The sequence below is a fragment of the Paenibacillus sp. BIC5C1 genome (assembly GCF_032399705.1).
GTDB lineage: Bacteria > Bacillota > Bacilli > Paenibacillales > Paenibacillaceae > Paenibacillus > Paenibacillus taichungensis_A.
Genome location: NZ_CP135922.1, coordinates 6,326,856 through 6,348,182 on the forward strand (window position 1 = coordinate 6,326,856; position 21,327 = coordinate 6,348,182).

The following is a 21,327-nucleotide window of genomic DNA, read 5'->3' on the forward strand; positions in this document are numbered from 1 at the left end:
CCTGATGCAATTAGTTTTTGTTTTGTTCCACACCGGAATTTACTTTCAAACGCAATGCATTCAGGCGGATAAAGCCCGTTGCATCCCCTTGATCGTATGCTTGTGTTGGATCAGCTTCCATTGTGGCAATGTCCGGGTTGTACAGGCTGACAGGGCTTTTCACGCCTGCGCCGATGATGTTGCCTTTATACAGTTTCACTCGAACGGTACCTGTTACATTTTTCTGACTTTCGGTCACCAGCGCTTGCAGCGCCAGACGTTCCGGTGCGAACCAGAAGCCGTTGTAAACGAGTGTGCTGTAACGTGTGATCAGGCTATCACGCAGGTTCATGACTTCACGATCCATTGTGATGGATTCCATTTTGCGGTGTGCCGTGAACAGAATCGTTCCACCTGGTGTCTCGTATACACCACGGCTCTTCATGCCGACGAAGCGGTTCTCTACCATGTCCACACGGCCGATACCATGCTTGCCACCCAGCTCGTTCAGTTGCTCCATCACTTGCAGTGGGCTCAGGCGCTCACCGTTCAGTGCAACACAGTCGCCTTGTTCGAATTCAAGTTCAACATATTCCGCTTGATCTGGTGCATCTTCAGGTGCACTGCTCAGCAAGAACATGTCTTTGTTCTCGTCCGCACTTGGATCGAACCAAGGATCTTCCAGCACGCCGCTCTCATAGCTGATATGCAGCAGGTTACGGTCTGTGGAGTAAGGTTTAGCCGCCGATGCGGTTACCGGAATGCCGTGTTTTTCAGCGTAAGCGATCATTTCGGCACGTCCCGGGAACTGGTTGCGGAACTCTTCGAGACGCCAAGGCGCGATGACTTGAATGTCTGGTGTCAGCGCAGCGGCGTTCAGCTCAAAACGAACCTGGTCATTTCCTTTACCCGTAGCGCCGTGAGCAATCGCTGTAGCGCCTTCTGCACGAGCGATATCCACCATACGTTTAGCGATCAGTGGACGTGCGATACTTGTACCAAGCAGATATTGTCCTTCATAAAGGGCACCCGCTTGGAACATTGGATAGATGAAATCTTTCGCGAACTCGTCGCGCAGATCGTCGATATACACTTTGGAAGCGCCTGTAGCGAGAGCTTTTTCCTCAAGGCCGTCCAGTTCATCCTTTTGTCCGATATCCGCCGTAAATGCAATAATCTCCGCATCATATGTTTCTTTCAACCATTTCAAAATTACAGATGTGTCCAACCCGCCAGAATAAGCGAGTACAATTTTTTCCTTAGCCATGTTCGATGGTCCTCCCCAAGTTCAGTTGCTTAATCTATCATCGCGAAATCTGTGCCTAAAATCAACCCATTCAGGCAAACAGCATCTATTCACTCATTAACGAAGCCATCAATGCTTTCTGCGCATGCAGTCGGTTCTCCGCCTGATCAAAGATCAGGGAGTTTGGACCGTCAATTACTCCAGCACTCACTTCTTCTCCGCGGTGAGCTGGCAGGCAGTGCAGGAACATATAATCCGGCTTCGCGCCTTTCATCAGTTCCTCATCCACCTGATACGCAGCGAATGCTTGTTCACGAATCTTCTGTTCCTCTTCAAAACCCATGCTCGCCCATACATCCGTATACACGATATCTGCATCCTTCACAGCTTCCTGTGCACTGTACGTTACTGTCACCTGTGAGCCGCTTTCCTGTGCAATGCCGCGCGCCTGCTCTACGACTGCGCTATCAGGCTCATAGCCTTTCGGAGTCGCTACTGCAACATGCATACCCATCTTCGCTGCACCAAGCATTAGGGAATGCGCCATGTTATTGCCGTCTCCGACATATGCCATTTTCAAACCTTCCAGCTTGCCTTTGTGCTCCAATACAGTTTGGAAGTCTGCGAGTACTTGGCATGGATGTGCTGCATCGCTCAGGCCGTTAATAACTGGAATATCCGCATGTTGGGCCAGTTCAGTCACATTATGGTGTCCAAAGGTACGAATCATGATGCCGTCCAGGTAACGTGACAAGACTTTGGCTGTATCATGTGTCGTTTCCCCGCGACCGAGTTGGATATCATTTTTGCTCAGGAAGAGCGCGTGTCCGCCCAATTGGAACATGCCAACTTCAAAGGATACACGGGTACGTGTAGATGATTTTTCAAAAATGAGTCCGATCGTTTTGCCTTGCAGTGGCTGATACGGTACACCGTTTTTTTGTTTGCCTTTAATCTCGATCGCAAGATCCAGCAAATAACGGATTTCCTCCGCTGTATAATCTGTAAATTCAATAAAATCACGGCCTCTAAGATTGACCTTCTGTACCTTTTCCGTCTGTTGTGCTTGTGTCATGTTCGTATTGTCCTCCTTATTTCCGGTTCCCTGCACCCGCATGGGCAGAAGAGTATAGAAGGTTGAGATCTTGCCATCCGGCTGCTCACTTTCGTCTTCCGCTAGTTTACCGCGCGGCTACAGGGATTCATGATTCATCATTTTGGTTCCGCTCGAGGCCCGCGAAGGCCCCAAGTCAGAAAGGTGGTATAAAGTCTTATTAAGCGTTCTTCGCAGCCACATGCTCTTCAATCAACGTAGCTACCAAGGATACCGCCTCATCGATCTCTTCCTTGCTCACATACAAGTTTGGAAGCAGACGAATGACATTCGGCCCTGCGGATACAAAGAGAATGCCTCGTTTCTGACCAGCAAGCACGATGTCGCCTACTGCTTCAGCACATTCGATTCCAACAAGCAGCCCCATACCCCGAACTTCTTTTACAAACGAATTACCAGCCAAACGCTCCCGCAGAGAGTTCATCAGGTATTCGCCCATTTCAGCTGCACGCTCAGGCAGGTGATCTTCGAGCATGGTTTCAATCGTTGCAATGACAACGGAGGAAGCAAGCGGTGTACCGCCAAATGTTGTTGCATGACTGCCTGCAGTAAACGCATCCTTCAGATAACCTTTACCTAGCATCGCACCTACAGGGAATCCACTACCAATACCTTTGGCTACCGTGAAAATGTCCGGCTCAATGCCATAATGCTCATGCGCGAACAGTTTGCCTGTACGTCCCATTCCGGTCTGTACTTCGTCTACAATCAGCAGCAATCCGTGCTCTTCACACAGTTTGCGAACGTGGTGGACAAAATCTGGTTTGACCGGATACACGCCGCCCTCAGCTTGGACCATCTCCAGCATGATCGCTGCTGTATTGGGTCCGATTGCCGCTTCGAGAGCCGCTGTGTCATGCAATGGTACGGTTACGAATCCGGCTGGCAATGGCAAAAATCCTTCTTTCACCTTATCCTGCCCAGTTGCTGTCAAAGTTGCGAGTGTCCGTCCGTGGAAGGATTGGGCAAATGTAATGACTTCGTACCGACCTGTGCCTTTTACCTTCTGGTGATAGCGACGAGCCAGTTTGATTGCCGCTTCATTCGCTTCTGCACCACTGTTACAGAAGAATACGGCGTCTGCGCACGTATTTGCTGTCAACAAAGCTGCCGCTTTTTCCTGACCGGGAATCTGGAACAGGTTGGAGACATGCCATAGCTCATCAATCTGAGCTTTCAGCTTGGCTCCGACTTTCTCCGGTGCATGGCCCAGACTCGTTACAGCCAACCCGCACATGAAATCAAGATAACGATTGCCCTGATCATCCCACAGCCAGCTGCCTTTACCTTTGACCAAACTAATTGGATAACGCGCATACGTTTGGAAAAGAGAGCTTTCCGTCTGTGCCGCTGCACCCGTCGCTGCTACGCCCGCTACTGCTGTGCCAGAACCTGGCTGTTCATTGCCTTTTGCCATCACCTATCACTCCTATTGGTTGGTGCAACGGCAATCATATAAGAGCTATAATTTACACTAGACCACTCCGATTGCAGGACCATCTTTTGAACGTACGCATACTCCACTTCGATGACAGAACAACCTTTCGATCGCTGTTATCCCCGGATTTTTTTGATTGATCCTTAAAGGGGAAAATCCGGGGATAAAGGCGCACGCTTCGCTTCTTCAGGTTATTTCTGTCCTCTACGTTATGCATTTTTATTCTTCAGATTGGTTCTGCACCCTACGTTATTGTGTGTGTAATATTAGATTTCTTATATAAAAAAGCGATGCACATATTTTTTTATTTACTATAAGACCATGAAGACACTAGCGCACTGAGAATAATTATTGCATACGGATAATTCGGGTTCCGATGGTTTCTCCGCCAAGCACACGGCTCAGAATCTGTGGTTCGCTTCCATCTACGATGATGACTTCACGCACTTTGCCGTGAATACAAGCGATGGCTGCACGTACCTTTGGAATCATGCCGCCATAGATTTCTCCGGTTTGGATCATATCCTCGATCTCCTGTACAGAGACGGATGGCAGCACTTTTTTCTCGCCACCTACATTCTTCATAATGCCAGGGACATCAGTCACTACGATCATCCGACTCACTCCGAGATGGGAAGCTACCGCACCTGCGGCTGTATCTGCGTTGATGTTATAACGCTGGCCAGAGGCATCCACACCAACTGGCGCGATAACTGGCATATATCCCATGTTTACGATGCCTTGAATAATCTCCGCATTAACGCCTGTTACGTCACCTACCCAACCAATCTCTGCATGGTTGCTAACCGGTTTTGCCTGGATCAAACCACCGTCCACACCCGACAATCCCAGCGCACGTCCACCAACACGTTGGATTAGACGTACGATCTGTTTGTTAATGCTCCCCGCAAGAACCATCTCCACGACGTCCAGCACAGGTTCTGTTGTTTTGCGCAATCCGTTTACGAATTCGGTCTCAATACCGAGCTTCGCCAAGTTATCCGAGATCGCAGGACCGCCGCCATGTACGATGACAGGCTGAGTTCCCTGGGACTGCAAATCACGCAGATCTGCAAAAAAGGATTCAGGCAACGCCGCCAGCGTGCTGCCTCCGCATTTCATTACAAACGTCTGCTTCTCGGCACCTGCCTCTGTTCCGATACTCTCATTTTGCAATGTTGAATTCATGAGGGCACTCCTTTCAATTCAAATGTTTTAACGAGATTAACACTTCATTGATGCAATATTCTTCGGCTGACGTTCCGAATCCGGATCGTTCTTTCGATCGCTGTTGTCTCCAAGTTTTTTGGCTTCCCCTTCTCTAAGGGGAAAAACTCGGAGACAGCTTATGCTTCCGATGCAGCTTTCTTTCAGAAAGCTTTTAGGCGAACGCTACGCTTCTACAGAATCGATTCCGACTTTTTCACTAACCCCGTCAATATCAAACTCAAAAAGTTTAATCCTTATAAATGTTCTACATATTTTTGTAAAGCAGCTTTTCAATAATGAAGCTGCTAGATTAACTAAAACTAACCACAAAATATTACGTGCGGTATGCCGCGTTAATTCGTACATAGTCGTACGTCAGGTCACAGCCCCAAGCAATGGCTGTTCCGTCGCCGTGGTGCAGATCGACCACAATCCGTACAGTATCGGTCTGCAAGTAGGCCAGCGCCGCTTCTTCGTCGAATACGACCGGACGGGATTGTTCAAGTACAGTGATGTCACCCAGACGGATATCAACGGTCTCCGGGTTCACCGGCTGTCCTGCACGCCCTACAGCTGCAATGATTCGTCCCCAGTTGGCATCCGCGCCAAACATGGCGGATTTCACCAGGCTGGACCCAATGACGGTCTTAGCAATAGCTTGCGCGGATTCATCACTTACGGCACCCGTTACCTGTACTTCTACCAGCTTGGTTGCTCCTTCGCCATCACGCGCAATGGCTTTGGCAAGGACCTCACACACATAAGTAAATCCGGCAGCAAAAGCATCCCAATCCGGATGTTCCACGGTCAGTTCTTCGTTACCTGCCAGACCGCTGGACATTGCTACCAGCATGTCGTTCGTGCTCGTATCTCCATCCACTGTAATCATGTTAAATGTATGATTGGTCGCCTGACGCAGCAGGCGCTGCAACGCTTCTGCACTAATGACCGCGTCAGAAGTCATAAAAGCCAGCATGGTCGCCATATTTGGATGAATCATCCCCGATCCTTTGGCGGCACCAGCAATCGTAATCGTTTTGCCGTTCACCTCAACGGAGACGCAGGCTTCTTTTTTCACCAAATCGGTTGTCAGGATAGCCTGGGAGAACTGTTCAGCCTCATTCACTTCGCCACCCAAATGAGCCGGAAGTGCGGTAATCCCCGAGTGTACAGCGTCCATCTTCAGCAATTCACCAATGACACCTGTGGAAGCGACAGCAACATCCTCTTCTGCTACTCCCAATTCACGTGCAGCCGCCGTACGCATGGCGTAGGCATCCTCTTCACCTTGTTGTCCAGTACAAGCATTGGCATTCCCGCTATTCACAATGACTGCCTGGAGGCGTCCATTGCTCAAGCTCTCACGTGTGACTTTCAGAGGTGCGGCTTGGAATACGTTCGTTGTATACACCGCAGCTGCAGTTGCCGGCACGTCACAGCGGATCGCTCCGATGTCGTTACGAGACGTTTTTTTCAATCCGCAGTGCAGTCCACCAGCAGTGAACCCGCGCGGGGTTACAATCGTTCCGTTCTCAACTATAGTAAAAGCCTTTTGCTCCACATTGGTTCCCATATGTTATCCCCCGTTATGCGTTCGGCCGCATGCCGATTGTCCGCTTGCTTTGCCTGATCCGTCTTCCCCACATGGTTTCGAGAGCACGTCTAAGCGCACTCCCAATGATTCAAACCTTATGGATATACCGGCGTCATGTTCAGCCCGAGGTTCTCCTCCCATCCCATCATCAGGTTCATATTTTGAATGGCTTGCCCGGATGCACCTTTTACCAGGTTGTCGATGACCGAAATAATCGTCAAACGACCTGTACGAGGATCAGCCGCAAATCCGATATCACAATAGTTCGATCCGTACACTTCCTTCGTTGAAGGCCAGATCCCCGGCTCACGTACACGCACGAACGGACGATTCTCATAATATTTACGGTACAGATCAACGATTTCACGGTCGCTGTGCTCACCAGTTAAATTGGCATACATCGTACTCATAATTCCACGCGTCATCGGCACCAGTTGAGTTGTGAACGTTACTGTTACCGGAGTTCCAGTGATATTCCCCAACACTTGCTCAATTTCGGGAATATGCTGATGTTTGTTCAGTTTATATGCTTTGAAATTCTCATTCATTTCTGCATAATGATTCGTCAGACTTGTTCCCCGTCCCGCACCCGATACGCCGGATTTGGCATCAATGATGATACTGGAAGGATCAATCCATCCCGCTTCAACAGCTGGAATTAATCCGAGTAACGTAGCCGTTGGGTAGCAGCCTGGGTTTGAAATAAAGTTCTTGCCTTTCACTTCGTCGCCATACACCTCTGCCATGCCGTATACCGCCTGTTCCAGCAATGAAGCAGATGGTGCCGGATGTTTATACCACTCTTCATAAACCGTTCCATCCTTGAGTCTGAAATCTCCAGACAGATCAATGACCTTAAGACCTGCTTCAAGCAGGCTCGGAACGAGCTTCGCGCTTACACCAGACGGGGTTGCTGTGAACACCAGATCTGCACGACTTGCGATCTCAGCCGGGTCTACGCCGTCGAGTGGCCTCTGAATCACGTCCGTCAAATGCGGGAATCCATCTGCGATGGACTCACCACTGCTGGATGAAGAGATTACCGAAGTAATTTCAACCTGCGGATGGTTCTGGAAAAAACGAATCAGCTCCACCCCGCCGTAGCCGGTGGAACCGACGATTGCCACTTTTAATTTGTTATTCACTCTCGCTCCCCCAATCTTTTCGTATGCGCTACTTATACTGTTCTCTTGCTCCCAATGAGCTTTCATACAGCAATGCCGTCGCTTCTATGCATATTTGTGTATTATTATACGACTCTAGTTATATAAATACAACACTCTATCATCAATTTTACATGGATTCTCATCGCTTCCGAACATATCTTTCCAACATCTGCGGACGAACCCGTATACTTCTGCTAAAATACGTATTATAGGAAACATTACAACCAGGGTCTATTTCATAATCAATCTACACGTTGAAGGGTTTATGAATGGATTCATGATGGTCATTATGAGACATGGGGGACTACAGTGCATATCGAATCCATTTTACTTGTTGTACTCCTGGGCCTGAATATTATTTTCGCAGCAGCGGTCGTTTTCTTCGAACGAAAGGATGCCAGTGCATCCTGGGCTTGGCTGCTCGTCTTGAACTTTATTCCGGTGTTCGGGTTTGTACTCTACTTATTAACAGGGCAAAACCTGACGCGCTACCGACTTTTCCAGTGGAAAGAGCGCAAGAAGCTCGGACTTGAAGAACGTATTGCTGCCCAGCTTGCACAGCTGCAAGACAATAGAACACCTTTCCGTAATCAAGCGACAGAGAGTAGTCAGGACATGATTTATATGAACCTGAAGCAAAACGATGCTCTATTGACCGAAGACAATGCGGTCGAGATTATTACCGACGGAACAGACAAATTTCAGCGGTTGCTCGATGATATCGAGGCAGCGAAAGATCATGTTCATGTGCAATACTACATTTATAGAGGCGACCGACTCGGCAAAAGAATCCGGGATGCACTTATTCGTAAAGCACGCGAAGGTGTCAAAGTTCGTCTGCTGTATGACGCGCTGGGATCACGGCGGGTATCCAAACGCTTTTTCAAAGAATTGCGCGAAGCAGGCGGTTTGGTTGAGGTCTTTTTCCCATCCAAATTCAGTCTGATCAACCTGCGTATGAACTACCGAAATCACCGTAAAATCGTCATCATTGATGGCAACCTTGGATATACAGGCGGGTTTAATGTAGGGGATGAATATCTCGGCTTGAATTCGAAGTTCGGTTACTGGCGCGATACTCATTTGCGTATTCAGGGTAATGCTGTTCATGCTCTTCAGACCCGTTTTCTTCTCGATTGGAATGAAGCGTCCAAGCAGCACGATACCCCATATGTTCCGGCACATTTCCCGCATATTGAGGGCACAGGAACAACTGCCATGCAGATTGTATCCAGCGGACCGGATGCAGAGACAGAGCATATCAAGAACAGTTATCTGAAAATGATTAATGGAGCCAAACATTCGATTCTGATTCAGACGCCTTACTTTATTCCAGATGCCAGTGTATTCGAAGCCATTCGTCTTGCGTGCCTGTCAGGAATTGATGTTCGCATTATGATTCCAAATAAGCCGGATCACGCCTTTGTATATTGGGCTACGCTATCTTATATCGGTGAGTTGTTAAAGGTGGGAGCAACCGTGTTTATCTACGATAACGGCTTTATTCATGCCAAAACGCTCATTATCGACAGTATGGTCGCATCTGTGGGAACCGCTAATATTGATTACCGCAGCTTCCGATTGAACTTTGAGGTCAATGCATTTATGTATGATGAGGCGATTGCGACTACTCTTGTACAGACGTTTGAGCATGATCTTCTTGTATCCCGTGAGATGACGCTGGAGGAATACAATAAACGCAGTGTGAAAATCCGCTTCAAAGAAGCGATTTCTCGTCTGCTGTCTCCGATTCTGTAAATACAGTAGTTATAGCAGATACAGTAAGTAGTACAGTGATTTTCGTTCCAAAAGACAAAACAAAAAGCAGGTGCTTCCTTTCCAGCTATGTCTGGTGGAGGAGTACCTGCTTTTTTAGATTATATATTTACTTTCTTATAAGTTAAACGAATGACCACTACACCGCTCTCCGTTATCATGTGGAAATGAATGTTAAGTTCATTGTTAGAGTGTCCTACTCGCTTTAACTTATAATTCCCCACGCTTAAAGCCTTCGCCCAGTACTTCATGCGCATTGCTAATAATGACAAAAGCCCCCGGGTCGACGGACCGGATCAACGCTTTCAGTCTAGGCACCTCATTCTGTCCGACGACGACCATCAGTACAGTTCGCTGATCGTCGGTGTAACCACCTTTTGCCTCCAGCTTCGTCAGTCCGCGATCCAGATCGTCCAGAATCACCTTCGTAATTGGTTCGGTCTGGTTGGAAATAATATAAGCAACCTTCGAGTTACCAAGCCCCATCTCGACGGCATCAATGACTTTACCGGTAACGTATAACCCGATCAGAGCAAAGAGTGACTGTTCCAATGACAATACAAAGGCAGCCATAATAATGACCGTAGCATCCATCATCACAACGCAAAGAGAGTAACTTAGTCCACTATATTTTTGTACGATCCTGGCCAGAATGCTCATGCCCCCTGTTGAACCTCTACCCCGGTATACGATCCCAATCCCGAGACCCACCCCAATTCCTCCATAGAGTGAACCAAGCAACGGATTTGTTGTTGGAACGGTCCAGTCTTTCGTGAGGTATACAAACAGTGGCAGTACAATGCTGCCGAGAACAGAACGTATGCCATACTGCTTGCCAATCAGGAGAAAACCCGCAATCAGAAGCGGAATATTAATAGCCCACTGGGTATATGCCGGCTCAAGTCCCAGCCAATGTTTCCCCAATATCGATAACCCAGATACCCCACCTGAAGCAATCTGATTCGGAAGTAAAAATAAATTAAAGGCCATGGCAATCAAAAACGAACCTAAAATAATGGATACGGTATCTACAACGTTTCTCCATGGGCCGTTCAGGGGAATGAGCGTGGTTAGCCTCTTCTTGCGGTTATTGTGTAACTGCTGTTGCTGTTGCATGTCATCTTGCTCTCCTTTTTTTGTATATATGCTCAAAAAAAAGCCCCTGTATACACCCAGCATACGCCTACACGTATCGGGTCTATACAGGAACTTTTGATTAATCGGTATCTACTTTAATCTGGCTGCGCAAATAACCATCGATGAATCCATCGAGGTCGCCATCCATTACTGCTCCTGTGTTTCCAGTCTCCACGCTCGTACGGTGATCCTTTACCATACTATAGGGATGGAACACATAGGACCGAATCTGGCTACCCCACGCAATATCCGACTGTTCTCCTCGGATTTCGTCCAGCTGTTGTTTTTGTTCTTCAATTTTACGTTCATACAATTTGGAACGAAGCATCGTCATCGCTCGCTCACGGTTCTTAATCTGTGACCGTTCATTCTGACAAGTTACAACTACACCTGTTGGTAAGTGAGTAATCCGTACAGCTGAGTCGGTGGTATTGATATGCTGTCCACCCGCGCCGCTCGCACGGTACGTATCGATCTTGAGATCTTCTGTTCGAATATCCAATTCAATCGTGTCATCAATCTCAGGAACCACATCACAGGATACGAAGGAAGTATGCCTGCGTCCGGAGGAGTCAAATGGTGAGATCCGCACCAATCGGTGGACACCCTTTTCGGCTTTCAGATACCCATAAGCATTGTGCCCCTTGATGGATAGCGTGACACTCTTGATCCCTGCTTCATCTCCTGCCAGATAATCCAATACCTCAACCTTGAAGCCACGCTTCTCGGCCCAGCGTGTATACATCCGCATCAGCATCTGTCCCCAGTCCTGTGACTCGGTACCGCCAGCACCTGGGTGAAGCTCAAGAATGGCATTCATCTTGTCATACGGCTGATTCAGGAGAAGCTGTAGCTCAAACTCTTCTACCTTGCTCACAATGGCTGTCACGCTGTTACCGATCTCCACAGCCAGATCATCATCGCCTTCTTCGTCAGCCAGTTCTGCCATCATGACCGCATCATCATAATCCTGCTGCAGCTTGGTATATTGGTCCACAGATCCCTTCACCGCATTGAGCTCGGCGATTAAGGATTGTGCCTTATCATTATCATCCCAGAAATCCGGGGCGGACATCTTCACTTCGAAGTTCTCAATCATCTCTTGCTTAAGATCTAAGTCAAAGAGACCCCCTAAGATTTGTTAGTTTCTTGCCTATTTCACGCAGGTCCTGCTTCACGCTTGGATCGATCATGTGCAATTCCTCTTTTCATTAAGATAAGCTCCCCGCATCCAGGGTATTCCTCCAGATCAAGTATCCGATGCTTCACCTTGGAGTCTAGGTTACCTTTATGTCGGCAATCCTCTTCTCCATGATCTTGGTCACATAGTTATAACTATGCACCAATTACAGGTTATGCATCCTTCATTTGATCATTTGAAATACCCGGCTGCAAGGAGCCGTTCATGTCATTCTATTTAAGTTGAGCCAGCATTCGTTACACCTTACCACTCCGATGACAGAACAACCTTCCGATCGCTGTTATCCCCAGATTTTTTGATTTCCTTTTTCAAAGGTGAAAATCCGGGGATAAAGGCGAAGCGTATGCTTCCGATGTAGCTTTCTTTCAGAAAGCTTTTAGCTCCGCTTCTCCAGCTTATTTCTGTCCTCTACGTTCTCGTGTAAATGTATAGTTCAACTTATACATAAGAGAATCCTTTAACTACTCTTGACCGTGGCAATGTTTAAACTTTTTGCCGCTGCCACATGGACAAGCATCGTTGCGTCCGATTTGGTCAGACACTTTTACCGGACGTTTCTCTGTAGGTTCGCCGCTTGTCGAGATCTGGCTTTCGTCAACAACCGCTTGACGCTCCTGATTGCTCTCGATTTGTGCTCTCATCACATAAGTTGCCACTTCTTCCTGAATCGAAGCGATCATCTGATGGAACATTTCGAAGCCTTCAAACTGGTACTCACGCAGTGGATCTGTACCGCCGTAGGCACGAAGGTGGATACCTTGACGCAATTGATCCATCGCATCAATATGATCCATCCATTTGCTATCTACTGCGCGAAGCACAACCACTTTCTCGAACTCACGAACCATCTCTTCACCGATTCGCTCTTCTCGTGCATTGTACTTGTTCTGTACTTTCTCAAACAGGTAGTCGATAATCTCTTCTGCTTCTTTGCCCCACAGATCATCTTTCGTTACTGAGCCTTCATCCAGCAATTTGCTGTTCATGTAGTCTGCAACTTCCTGCAGTTCCCAGTTTTCCGGAATGTCATCACTGCAATGAGCTTCAACGATACGTTCAATGGAAGGCTTGATCATATCCATAACAATCTGTTTGATATTCTCGGACTCAAGCACCTCTCGGCGCTGTTTATATATAATTTCACGTTGTTGGTTCATGACATCATCATATTGGAGAACGACTTTACGTACGTCAAAGTTATTACCTTCAACCCGTTTTTGTGCCGACTCTACCGCACGGGTAATCATCCGGCTCTCAATCGGTTGGTCTTCTTCAAAACCTAGACGCTCCATCATGTTCAATACATTGTCTGCACCGAAACGTCTCATCAGTTCATCACCAAGTGAAAGGTAGAACTGTGTAGAACCCGGGTCACCCTGACGTCCTGCACGTCCACGCAGTTGGTTATCAATCCGGCGAGATTCGTGACGCTCTGTACCGATGATATGAAGGCCGCCCACTTCAGCTACACCTTCGCCCAGGATAATATCCGTACCCCGTCCAGCCATGTTGGTTGCAATCGTTACTGCACCCGCTTGTCCAGCTCCTGTGATGATCTCCGCTTCTTCAGCGTGATATTTGGCGTTCAATACCTGGTGACGTACACCACGGCGTTTCAGCATATCGGAAATACGCTCGGAGTTTTCGATGGAAACTGTACCCACCAGAACCGGCTGGTTCTTGCTGTGACGTGCCACGATTTCTTCCACAACCGCGTTGAACTTGCCATCGATGCTCTTGTACACCACATCAGCCATATCATCCCGTTTGTTCGGACGGTTGGTTGGAATTTGCAATACTTCGAGACCGTAGATTTTTTTGAATTCTTCTTCCTCGGTCTTCGCTGTACCCGTCATTCCCGCAAGCTTACGGTACATCCGGAAATAGTTCTGGAATGTAATCGTAGCAAGTGTCATGCTCTCGTTCTGTACTTCAATGCCTTCTTTGGCTTCAATCGCTTGGTGCAATCCATCGCTATAACGACGTCCTGCCATCAAACGGCCTGTGAACTCATCGACGATCAGTACTTCTTCATCACTCACCACATAATCGACGTCACGACGCATGATTACGTTAGCTTTCAGTCCCTGTACGATGTGATGGTTAAGCGTAACATTGGCATGATCATACAAGTTTTCGATACCAAATGCTTTCTCAGCTTTCGCCACACCAGCTTCAGTCAAAGCTACGGATTTCACCTTGATGTCCACCGTAAAGTCTTCTTCTGGAACCAGACGTTTCACGAAACGGTCAGCTGCATAGTACAGATCCGTGGATTTCTGAGCTTGTCCGGAAATGATCAGAGGTGTACGCGCCTCATCGACCAGAATGGAGTCCACTTCATCAATGATACAGAAGAACAATGGACGTTGTACCATCTGCTCTTTGTACAACACCATGTTGTCACGCAAATAGTCAAAGCCAAATTCATTATTCGTTCCGTACGTAATATCACATGCATAAGCATGTTGTTTCAAAGCATGGTCCATACCGCTCAGGTTAACCCCTACGGTCATGCCCATGAATTCATAAATTTGTCCCATTTCCTGGCTATCCCGTTGAGCCAAATAATCATTGACCGTTACCACGTGTACACCTTTGGACATCAATGCATTCAGGTATACCGGGAGTGTTCCTACCAGTGTCTTACCTTCACCCGTTTTCATCTCTGAAATCCGGCCTTCATGAAGGGCAATGCCTCCGAGCATCTGTACGTCATAGTGACGTTTGCCCAGTACACGGCGAGATGCCTCACGTACGGTTGCAAAAGCCTCCGGAAGAAGTTCATCCGTGGTTTCACCCTTTTCAATGCGGGCACGGAATTCCTCCGTTTTGGATTTCAGTTGTTCATCAGACAGAGCCTGAAATTGTGGTTCCAGTTTATTGATCACATCGACTGTCTTCATCAGACGTTTAACATCACGTTCGTTCATGTCGCCGAAGATCTTTTTGACAAGTCCTAGCATGGTATACCCCTTTCGTGCAAAACAGAATAGACCCCCTGCTGCCGCCGCGCGACACCATCGGATGGATATGTATCCACTTGCCCGGGGGTGACAAACGATATAAAAATAATATAAATGAATCAACTCCAGGCTTGCCAAGGTTCCTCATGAAGCTGATTCGGTATTCAACCGGATCCGGTTATTAGAAATAAGCCGAATACCGAGCCTTATGAATCATGTTCATGGTGCTGTGCCTGTCATTGATTATGATTAGCGATCATTCGTTGACAATTCCTCATCAGGACAATGATTCTCTTGCATAAATTGTAACAGTTTGTAAGGGTCGCCGCAACACGCCACGGCACACTTCTTTGAACTTCTGAAGCCTCTCAGATGGAGTTTAAGTGCAAAAAATCATAGTCGTTAGCGGAAGCCCTTGATTCTATCGTTTCATTTTCCAGTTAGATAAGGCATGTTAACGAATTTTGGTGGTAAATTTGGATGAAAATCTCAATATAGAGAAAAAGAATACACCTTTAACGACTTCTCCGCAAGCACTGAAAATTTTGCTTTCACTTTGCACGGATTTGGCCTCATTCCTACTATCTATTAGACGCAGTAACATGGGAAATAGTTTCACAATCTTGCTTCAGCGACTTTTTCCCAGCCCATCCACGCACAAAAGAGCCCCATCCCGTAAAGGATGGAGGCTCTTTTTAGTTTAATCCAATACAGGAATCCAAAGCATCCCTGTCTTCATTCGTTATCATTAAGGAATCATTTTTCATTTCAATTCATTGATTCAACCTTGTTCAATCAGACCGTATTTACCATCGTTCCGTTTGTACACAACGCTGACTTCTTCGTTCTCAATGTTGGAGAATACGAAGAAATTGTGGCCGACCATGTTCATTTGGAGGATAGCCTCTTCCACGTCCATTGGTTTCAACATAAACCGTTTCGTCCGCACCACTTCTAGGTCATCATCTTCGGTCTCCGTATCCAGTTCAGCGGTAGCCACTGTACCTGTTGGGTCTTCAACGAAGAGCGTTTTCAGGCTGCCTTCCTGACGGAACTTACGGTTAATTTTCGTTTTGTGTTTACGGATCTGACGTTCAAGCTTGTCCACCACGGAGTCAATGGAAGCGTACATATCGTCACTCTCATCCTCGGCGCGGAGCACAATGCCTTTCAAAGGGATCGTCACCTCTACTGTATGCAAGCCTCTCGTCGTGCTCAGGGTAACAGCACCGTCAGAGTTAAGGGGTGCATCGAAATACTTCTCGAGTCTACTCAACTTTTTGTCGACATAATCCTTCAAAGCATCGGTAACCTCGATTTGTTGACCTCGAATACTTAAATTCATAGGGCACTCCTCCTTTTCCTTTGCCACTTCATTATAACACGAATGTAAGCGCCATGTAAAAACTCCCGGTGACCGAATAATGACATCTGTTCAAGCCACATCAGCCAACATAGGCTTACCGCCATATTTCGCGATATTTCACCATTTTGAGGCATAATCGTTAATTAACATGGATTGTCTTATTAGGCGCTTGATGATGTAATTAACCGTTTCCGAGCTCCTTCAATCTATTATGTAAAATGAATACAATCTATGTCTTGAATCTATCAAATTCATATGAATAATGTTTTATGGCTGATTCTCAAATTTCGAATCTATTAAAACAAAAAAAGACCCCGGAAAAACCGGAGTCTGATGCTAGCGTTAATTCAATTGGTAACCATCTAACCATATATGTAGGTCGGATTGTCCGGATGATTATAATTTGATTACGTTAGCTGCTTGCGGTCCACGCGCGCCTTCGACGATGTCGAATTCTACGGATTGACCTTCTTCCAAAGTTTTGAATCCTTCGGATTGAATTGCGGAGAAATGTACGAATACGTCGCCGCCGTCTTCAGTTTCAATGAAACCGTAACCTTTTTCTGCGTTGAACCATTTTACTTTACCTTGCATGCACTAACATTCCCTTCGTCATCAAATGAAGTGAGGTTGTGTCAAAGACCCTTGCCCACAACTCAGATGATATCACCTAATCTTATCCATTGTCAATTGGTAAAGTAAATGTTTTCTTGGAATTTTTTTGTAGAATTATGTTGGAATTTTAGTAAAATCAGTTTGAAGTCAGAATACTTTTGTAAAAGACAGTTTGATTCAATGTCGTAATCATTAATCTACTCTATTCAACTTCAGCTTAATAAACTAAAGAGCCGTAGAATTAGAGTCTTTTATAATTCCAATCTATTATTATATCAAAGCTCCTATTATTCAAGTAATTTGGTTGAATATCTCTAACATAATCGTCAGTGAATCATTGTAAAGATGTCCGCTCATTTCGAATAAGAAGCAAAAGATCAGGGTTACTAGTCTTCGACTCTGCAATATCCAGATACCTCAAAGCCTTAGAAAGATCTAAAATTGACATCTCTCTGGCTAAATGCAACCATAGCCTAGCGTTATTCTGGTTGCTCTGTAAACTTGCAATCAGTAAATCAATGTTACGCTTTTTTTTGGCTTTGAGATCAATAATATTAATATCGTACCCATCATGCAGTAAATGAATATCACTTGCTAAACGTGGGATATCTCCGCAGGAAATTTGTTCGTGAATTCTATCTGTGTACCTCAGGTGAGATGGAAACAACCTCACATATCCCACAGGAATCACTTCCACGATTTCTCCAGCCACAGTGTTATCATAAATGATGTCAAACACTGCTTCTTGGCCTATCTCTTTTTGCTTCTGAACATATGAACGTACTTTAGTTTGCTCTGTAGCGGGCAATACATCATCAGAATCAACTACGAATACCCAATCATGAGTTACTTGCTGTAAAGAATAGTTCCGTGCTGCCGCAAAATCATCAATCCATTCATAATGATAAAGTTTAATATAAGGATGTTTCTGTATATATTCTTTAATAATTGCGATTGTCGCATCTTCCGATCCTGTATCAACAATTACAATCTCATCTACAGCATCCACAATACTATCAAGGCAGCGTGCGATACATCGCTCAGAATCTTTCACAATCATAGCAGCTGATACGCTCATTGGAATACATCCCTCCTTTTCAATTTCATTGTTTTTGAAAGCAGAAATATTTGTTTGGGCTGAAGGAAGTTTCCTTTCTCTCACAATATTATGCCTCTCTCAAATTTGCTAATCTATTTAAAGAAGGAGCATAGTTATACTCCGCTGCAAAACTATATTGCTGCTTGGCCAGATCTTGCTGACCAGTGACTTCGTAATAGACACCCAAATTATGATGCGCTGCATAACTGCCCGTTCCATCAACCTTACCTTCAACTTCAACTTCTCCAATGGTTAGTGCTCGTTGATAAAATTGCTCTATTAAAAAAAGATTGTTGCTGTAATTACCTGGATTACTCAAGATAAGTTCAAGCATAAATAGGGCAGCAACAAAGAAAAAATCAGCACTTTCCTCTAGATATTCATAGTTATCCTCGATAACCGAAATACCTTCTTCCAGAGTACCTGCAGCTATCGTTGCATAAAGATAGTTTATGATAACTTGAGGTGCAAAAACTTTCCTGCGGTCTATAAACTGGTATGCAAATCTCAAATGAGTAACAGCTTGATTATGTTGCTGTAATCCTCGGTATTCTTTCGCTATCTGGTAATGGTAGTAGGCATCTTGTGGCTGTTCTTTGATGCAATCAAGTAGTATAGGAATGTTGCGGTCACTTTTAGTTTTATTCAGATAACCATCATGAGTGATCTCTACGGCAAGAATAACTCTCTTCATATCCGATTGTATTTGCTCATGTATCTTGCCAATGTACCGGCATTGTTTAGGAAAAATCCTTGAAATATAGCTTATTTCAGTATTTATTTGTCCCTGACTTTCAAATTGATTCTTCACCTTAACTTTACCAATTTCCGGAGCTGAATGAATAAATTCTTGGATTGTTGCTAAACAATCATTGGATATGAATTCATCTGCATCAAGTACAAGATTCCAGTCACTTGTAGATTGTTCTAAAGCGTAATTTCGAGCAGCAGCAAAATCATTGTTCCACTGGTAGTTATAAATCTTTGCATTGTATTCTCTGGCTATTTGTAAAGTATTGTCAGTCGAACCTGTATCAACAACTACAACCTCATCAACTAACTTAACAACACTCTCTAAGCATCTACTCAATACTGCCGATTCATTTTTAACAATCATTACTAATGATAAAGTATTCATAGTGTATTTAATCCTTTTTTCAATATATCAAGCAACTGATTCTCATTTTTTAATATCTTAACGAGCTCATGATCGTCTATAGTACTATCAAGTTTGTATTCTATTAATTTGACCTCAGGTATATCTTTCATAACTTCAGCATGCTTTTTATCAGAATTAGAGTAATGGATCTCATACTCTCCTCCATTACTCTTATTTTTTTCAAAAAAACTATTTAGGTTTAACAAAGTTGAATCATCTATATTTTGCAAATTACTCATCTCTTTATTCCATCGAGTCTCTTTAAACTCACTAAAATTATCCACTCCTATAACAGTTTGCGGATTAAAAGTGATTACTTTTACATCTTTACAATTAAGCATTCTTCCAATTAATAAACTTGCATATCCTCCCATAGAATTTCCTACTAGAACGACTTTGTTGGATTTTGAAATTTGTATTAGTTTCTCTACATACTCTTTTAATTCCAAAATATTACTTATTGAAGATGTGCCTAGTCCTCGATGATACCAAGATTGATAAATATCTCTTATAAACACTTTCTTAGCATCTAATTTTAGAGTTATATTATAAAATTCGAACATAGGAATTCCCACACCATTTCTAATTCCGCCAAAAAAAATGTAAATGACATGAGAACTAGATGAAAAATCTACGAACACTTTTTTAGACTTATTTTTTAGATATTGTCCAACATGATCTCTATTTAAAGTATTTATAAAGAATTCAAATTCTATTCTAATCAGCTCCCAACAGCATATTTATTTCTCTCAGATGAATATTAGCATTCTCCTTTATTTGATTGTAATAATTCTGGAAATTGCTTTCCTGCTCCTGAATTGTGCAGTTCAGTAATTTTTCGAAATAATATAATGATTTTCTTAGGTCACCGTCCAACTTATACATAAATGCAAGATTAAATAAAATCTCAATATTATTAGCAAAACGTATATTAGCTTCTCTTAATATCCATATAGCCGATTGAAAATCTTGTCTTAGATAAGCTATTGAAGCTTTCATAACTTGAATATCCACGTCGATTCCTACTTGGTTCTCAAGTTTTTTTATTAATCCTTCTGCTTCATCTAGTTTGAATTCCCCACATAAGTTGTTTATTTGGCTTTTTATTGAGTTCTTCAATAAAACAATTTCTGCAGATTCCTCATTTACCTCCTGGCTTCTGTTATGGTTATCACCTTCCCACAAATCATCAATCATATTCCACACTCGTTCCGAAGAAGATGCATCTGTGTAATAGTGGATTAAATTGGTTACATCTTTTCTTTGACTATAATAATAATCATTTTCCTTCAAACTCCGAAGCATTTGAACTTCAAGATCTAATTGAGTATAAGTTTTAGGACCGGGTGCCCAAAAATCAAAAGGAGTTAACCAAAGCCCTCTAGAATCGTCATAATCCTTTAAATCCAAAGGAATAAAAACAACAGGTTTATTCAATAAAAGATAATCAATATAAATAGAAGAGTAATCCGTCATCAACATATCCGTGCTACCTAACAACTCATACAATTGAACATCCTTTTCTTCTAACACTTTATTAGTTAGCAAATACATATTATCACTAAGTAATTCAGTTACTTTTGAAGAGAACAATTCCTCTTCAAAAGGATGTAATTTTATAATTAAAACAATATTGTTGTCAGTTAAGAATTTACCAAAACCTACTTTGTCAAAATCAGAGAAACCAAAAACATTACTCCAGTCCTTAGATCCGTCGGACTTCTCTAAGTTAAATATTTGATCTCTCCACGTTGGAGCATAAAACACAACCTTTTTAGAACTGAAGTCTTGATCAAGAATACAATCAAACTTTTTCTTCCCCTGTAAAAGCATATCGTTTCTTGGCATACCAGTTACATGATATACATGTCCTGATGCTAAAAATGCACCATTAAGCATATAGGAGCAAAAAGGTGAGAAAGATATCATGGCATTCAATTCCTTAAAATGGAAATATTGATGTTCCAACGAATTTCGGATAGTTCGATTTTTTTGTTCCATTACTCTCAAAGTTTTTGGCCCAAACCCATGCCATAACTCTACGTTAATTTGCCCCTGTTTTGGAGTGTATGAGCAGTGGGTTGTAACAACAATCTCACTATCGTCAACCTCTTCGTTAAATTCGGTGTATATCTCATGTTCTATAAGTTTCACTTCATATTTTTTAGTAATATAATCAGGCATATCATAAAACAGAGCTCTATTATTACATCCCGATTGTGAATGAGTTATGAGTTTAATGCGTGGCTTAAATTTTTTCAT

Annotated in this window: 16 protein-coding genes; 1 reads left to right on the forward strand and 15 read right to left on the reverse strand. The window is 44.2% G+C overall.

The annotated features are described in order from the left end of the window. Positions 1-10: 10 nt before the first annotated feature. The 6 genes from RS891_RS28485 to argC form a co-directional block, all read right to left on the reverse strand. Positions 11-1,246, reverse strand: a complete 1,236-nt coding sequence (locus RS891_RS28485) for an argininosuccinate synthase (RefSeq protein ID WP_063567516.1) — start codon at positions 1,244-1,246, stop codon at positions 11-13. An 85-nt stretch (positions 1,247-1,331) separates the two neighbouring features. Then, complete coding sequence (gene argF, locus RS891_RS28490) at positions 1,332-2,300, reverse strand: ornithine carbamoyltransferase (RefSeq protein WP_315793783.1); 969 nt, start codon at positions 2,298-2,300, stop codon at positions 1,332-1,334. Positions 2,301-2,499: 199 nt separating this feature from the next. Next, positions 2,500-3,756 carry an acetylornithine transaminase gene (locus RS891_RS28495; RefSeq protein ID WP_315793784.1) on the reverse strand — a complete coding sequence of 419 codons (1,257 nt, stop codon included), beginning with the start codon at positions 3,754-3,756 and terminating at the stop codon, positions 2,500-2,502. Positions 3,757-4,125: 369 nt separating this feature from the next. Next, positions 4,126-4,965, reverse strand: a complete 840-nt coding sequence (gene argB / locus RS891_RS28500) for an acetylglutamate kinase (RefSeq protein ID WP_315793785.1) — start codon at positions 4,963-4,965, stop codon at positions 4,126-4,128. A gap of 355 nt (positions 4,966-5,320) precedes the next feature. After that, the gene (gene argJ / locus RS891_RS28505) at positions 5,321-6,559 is read right to left on the reverse strand and encodes a bifunctional glutamate N-acetyltransferase/amino-acid acetyltransferase ArgJ (protein ID WP_315793786.1); all 1,239 of its coding nucleotides are present in this window, start codon (positions 6,557-6,559) and stop codon (positions 5,321-5,323) included. 116 nt (positions 6,560-6,675) lie between these two features. Continuing rightward, positions 6,676-7,725, reverse strand: coding sequence for an N-acetyl-gamma-glutamyl-phosphate reductase (gene argC, locus RS891_RS28510; protein WP_072733584.1), 1,050 nt, complete (start codon positions 7,723-7,725; stop codon positions 6,676-6,678). Between the two features lie 330 nt (positions 7,726-8,055). Here argC and cls point away from each other — a divergent pair, with 330 nt between their 5' ends. Next, positions 8,056-9,504, forward strand: coding sequence for a cardiolipin synthase (gene cls, locus RS891_RS28515; RefSeq protein WP_099859211.1), 1,449 nt, complete (start codon positions 8,056-8,058; stop codon positions 9,502-9,504). A 228-nt stretch (positions 9,505-9,732) separates the two neighbouring features. Here the strand turns inward: cls and RS891_RS28520 are convergent, their stop codons facing one another. The 9 genes from RS891_RS28520 to RS891_RS28560 form a co-directional block, all read right to left on the reverse strand. Continuing rightward, entirely contained in the window at positions 9,733-10,638 is a 906-nt protein-coding gene (locus RS891_RS28520; protein WP_113055797.1) for a YitT family protein, read from the reverse strand. Between the two features lie 100 nt (positions 10,639-10,738). Beyond that, positions 10,739-11,852 (reverse strand): peptide chain release factor 2 gene (gene prfB / locus RS891_RS28525; protein ID WP_099859210.1). Its coding sequence is split into 2 segments (ribosomal slippage): positions 10,739-11,779 and positions 11,781-11,852, totalling 1,113 coding nucleotides; the frame shifts between segments, so codons are not numbered across the junction. Positions 11,853-12,321: 469 nt separating this feature from the next. Next, complete coding sequence (secA, locus tag RS891_RS28530) at positions 12,322-14,826, reverse strand: preprotein translocase subunit SecA (RefSeq protein WP_076287627.1); 2,505 nt, start codon at positions 14,824-14,826, stop codon at positions 12,322-12,324. 781 nt (positions 14,827-15,607) lie between these two features. Next, positions 15,608-16,171, reverse strand: coding sequence for a ribosome hibernation-promoting factor, HPF/YfiA family (gene hpf, locus RS891_RS28535; protein ID WP_072733587.1), 564 nt, complete (start codon positions 16,169-16,171; stop codon positions 15,608-15,610). A 417-nt stretch (positions 16,172-16,588) separates the two neighbouring features. Continuing rightward, positions 16,589-16,786: a cold shock domain-containing protein gene (locus RS891_RS28540; RefSeq protein ID WP_024631599.1), complete on the reverse strand. Its 198-nt coding sequence runs from the start codon at positions 16,784-16,786 to the stop codon at positions 16,589-16,591. A 355-nt stretch (positions 16,787-17,141) separates the two neighbouring features. Further along, positions 17,142-17,969, reverse strand: a complete 828-nt coding sequence (locus RS891_RS28545) for a glycosyltransferase family 2 protein (protein ID WP_315793788.1) — start codon at positions 17,967-17,969, stop codon at positions 17,142-17,144. A 4-nt stretch (positions 17,970-17,973) separates the two neighbouring features. Continuing rightward, positions 17,974-19,044 carry a glycosyltransferase family 2 protein gene (locus tag RS891_RS28550; protein WP_315793789.1) on the reverse strand — a complete coding sequence of 357 codons (1,071 nt, stop codon included), beginning with the start codon at positions 19,042-19,044 and terminating at the stop codon, positions 17,974-17,976. Continuing rightward, on the reverse strand, positions 19,041-19,628 hold the full coding sequence (locus RS891_RS28555; protein ID WP_315793790.1) for a YqiA/YcfP family alpha/beta fold hydrolase: 588 nt from the start codon (positions 19,626-19,628) through the stop codon (positions 19,041-19,043). Before RS891_RS28555 ends, RS891_RS28550 begins: the two co-directional genes overlap by 4 nt. A 154-nt stretch (positions 19,629-19,782) precedes the next feature. Beyond that, positions 19,783-21,327 (reverse strand): CDP-glycerol glycerophosphotransferase family protein, encoded by a 1,545-nt coding sequence (locus RS891_RS28560; RefSeq protein WP_315793791.1) that lies wholly within the window; start codon positions 21,325-21,327, stop codon positions 19,783-19,785.

What these genes read in the sequence shown, in the direction of transcription:
- RS891_RS28485 (WP_063567516.1), bottom strand. Translation starts at nt 1,246, where the DNA reads ATGGCTAAGGAAAAAATTGTACTCGCTTATTCTGGCGGGTTGGACACA.
- argF (WP_315793783.1), bottom strand. Translation starts at nt 2,300, where the DNA reads ATGACACAAGCACAACAGACGGAAAAGGTACAGAAGGTCAATCTTAGA.
- RS891_RS28495 (WP_315793784.1), bottom strand. Translation starts at nt 3,756, where the DNA reads ATGGCAAAAGGCAATGAACAGCCAGGTTCTGGCACAGCAGTAGCGGGC.
- argB (WP_315793785.1), bottom strand. Translation starts at nt 4,965, where the DNA reads ATGAATTCAACATTGCAAAATGAGAGTATCGGAACAGAGGCAGGTGCC.
- argJ (WP_315793786.1), bottom strand. Translation starts at nt 6,559, where the DNA reads ATGGGAACCAATGTGGAGCAAAAGGCTTTTACTATAGTTGAGAACGGA.
- RS891_RS28520 (WP_113055797.1), bottom strand. Translation starts at nt 10,638, where the DNA reads ATGCAACAGCAACAGCAGTTACACAATAACCGCAAGAAGAGGCTAACC.
- secA (WP_076287627.1), bottom strand. Translation starts at nt 14,826, where the DNA reads ATGCTAGGACTTGTCAAAAAGATCTTCGGCGACATGAACGAACGTGAT.
- hpf (WP_072733587.1), bottom strand. Translation starts at nt 16,171, where the DNA reads ATGAATTTAAGTATTCGAGGTCAACAAATCGAGGTTACCGATGCTTTG.
- RS891_RS28540 (WP_024631599.1), bottom strand. Translation starts at nt 16,786, where the DNA reads ATGCAAGGTAAAGTAAAATGGTTCAACGCAGAAAAAGGTTACGGTTTC.
- RS891_RS28550 (WP_315793789.1), bottom strand. Translation starts at nt 19,044, where the DNA reads ATGAATACTTTATCATTAGTAATGATTGTTAAAAATGAATCGGCAGTA.
- RS891_RS28555 (WP_315793790.1), bottom strand. Translation starts at nt 19,628, where the DNA reads ATGTTCGAATTTTATAATATAACTCTAAAATTAGATGCTAAGAAAGTG.
- RS891_RS28560 (WP_315793791.1), bottom strand. Translation starts at nt 21,327, where the DNA reads ATGAAAAAATTTAAGCCACGCATTAAACTCATAACTCATTCACAATCG.